Source organism: Tabrizicola sp., assembly GCF_030694085.1.
GTDB lineage: Bacteria > Pseudomonadota > Alphaproteobacteria > Rhodobacterales > Rhodobacteraceae > Tabrizicola.
Genome location: NZ_JAUXZE010000043.1, coordinates 1 through 1,991 on the forward strand (window position 1 = coordinate 1; position 1,991 = coordinate 1,991).

Annotated in this window: 2 protein-coding genes; both read left to right on the top strand. The window is 59.2% G+C overall.

Features of this window, described 5'->3' with window-relative positions; translation table 11 throughout:
• Positions 1-241 precede the first annotated feature (241 nt).
• Positions 242-1,162 (top strand): hypothetical protein, encoded by a 921-nt coding sequence (locus Q8M85_RS11205; RefSeq protein ID WP_305544316.1) that lies wholly within the window; start codon positions 242-244, stop codon positions 1,160-1,162.
• A partial coding sequence (locus Q8M85_RS11210; RefSeq protein ID WP_305544318.1) for a DEAD/DEAH box helicase family protein occupies positions 1,074-1,991 on the top strand: 918 nt, incomplete at its 3' end. The genes Q8M85_RS11205 and Q8M85_RS11210, both read left to right, overlap by 89 nt.

The following is a 1,991-nucleotide window of genomic DNA, read 5'->3' on the forward strand; positions in this document are numbered from 1 at the left end:
TGCCGCGTCCGCGTTATGCAGAGCGCGACGCTTCATGTCGTTGATATGATGTTTCATTTCGGGATCTCCACTTGGCATAATCATGATGCCTCTGCTCTCAACCGCAGAAGGACACCCCGACATGAACTCCCCCTCCAACTCTCACCCCGGCGGCGCTACCGACGGAAGCGGAGGCATGCTTACAGCAGGGCCGTTTGGCCGTTATGGTCGGGGGGAGGGGACAACTTGGCGGAAATCACAGGTGGCGGACAGGAGCGGGACAGAAACAGAATTGGCCAGGGTTCGGGCACGGCTGGCCGAGCTGGATAAGGAACAACGTCAGCTTCTGCAGGAGCTTTCGGCGTTGGAGGCCAAGCAAACTGCAGAAATAGCCGCGCAAGCCAAACGTCCATCTTTTGAGAATGCCCCCGTCACCAACATGTCGACGTCACGCGAAAAGGTAGAGCTATTCCGCACCCTGTTTGCTGGCCGCCCGGACGTATTCCCAGTGCGATGGGAAAACCGCAAGACAGGACGCGCCGGGTACTCACCCGCCTGCTTCAATGAATGGGTGAAAGGCATCTGCGGAAAGCCAACCGTCAAATGCGGGGACTGCAAGCATCAGCGGTTCATACCTCCCGACGTCGGCATCATTGAACGGCACTTGCGGGGCGGCGACGGTCATTCGGCTGACTTCGTTGCGGGCGTTTATCCTTTGCTGCGGGATGATACCTGTTGGTTCCTGGCAGCAGATTTTGACAAGGCGTCTTGGGCAGAAGACGCCTGTGCCCTGCTTGCAACTTGTCGGACGAAGGGTGTGCCTGCTGCACTGGAACGGTCCCGATCGGGCAATGGGGGCCACGTCTGGATATTCTTCGCCGAACCTGTGTCGGCTCGGGCGGCTCGGCAGCTTGGATCGGCACTGATCACAGAAACCATGGAGAAACGGCCAGAGATCGGCTTTGCTTCCTATGACCGCCTCTTTCCGAACCAGGATACGATGCCCGTGGGCGGCTTTGGAAACCTGATCGCCCTGCCGCTGCAGCACAGCGCCCGGAGGGTCGGCAATAGCGTCTTTCTCAATCAGGATCGCGATGCGGCTGCCCACCTTCGGAAAGCCTCGCGTAGTCTCCTGTGCCGAGCTGCATCCGCGCCACGTTGCCTTGCCTCGAGGCTGCTTTGACGAGGCGGTTGAAGTCCTGACCGAACACGGTGCGCAGGCAGAACTGGATGACCAGCGCAGCGATGGAACCCCGCTGCCGAACACGGTTCAGTTCCTTGATGAACTTCGGCCGCCGCAACAACGCGCCTTCGAGTCCCTCACCGGGCATGATACTGGCGTTCTTGCCGCGACCACTGCCTTCGGCAAAACCGTCGTCGCGTCGGCCCTGATTGGTCATCGCGCCCGAAATACGCTGGTTTTGGTCCATCGTCGGGAACTTCTCGACCAGTGGGTTGAGCGGCTGAAGACCTTCCTTCAGATCGACCCCAAGCAAATCGGCACAATTGGCGGTGGAAGGCGGAAGCCGACAGGCGTGATTGACGTTGCGCTTATCCAGAGTTTGGTCAGAAACGGCGAGGTCGACGACATCGTGGCTGACTACGGTCAGTTGATCGTCGACGAATGCCACCACCTGTCTGCGGCGAGTTTTGAACTCGTCGCGCGCAGAACGAAGGCGCGCTATGTGGTCGGTTTGTCGGCAACGGTCGCTCGAAAAGACGGGCACCATCCCATCATCTTCATGCAATGCGGCCCCGTACGGCATCAGGTTCATGCCAGATCGCAAGCCGCTGAAAGCGGCATTCGGCATCGGGCGCGCGAGCGTCACACGCGGTTCAAACTGCCTGAAGTGCTTGCGATGGCGGAACGACCATCGATGCCCGCGATCTATGCCGCTCTGGCTAACGACGACGGTCGAAATGATCAGATCTTTGATGATGTGCTGAAATCTCTTGAGGCGAAGCGGTCACCGATCGTGCTGACCGAGCGCAAAGACCATCTGGATTATCTG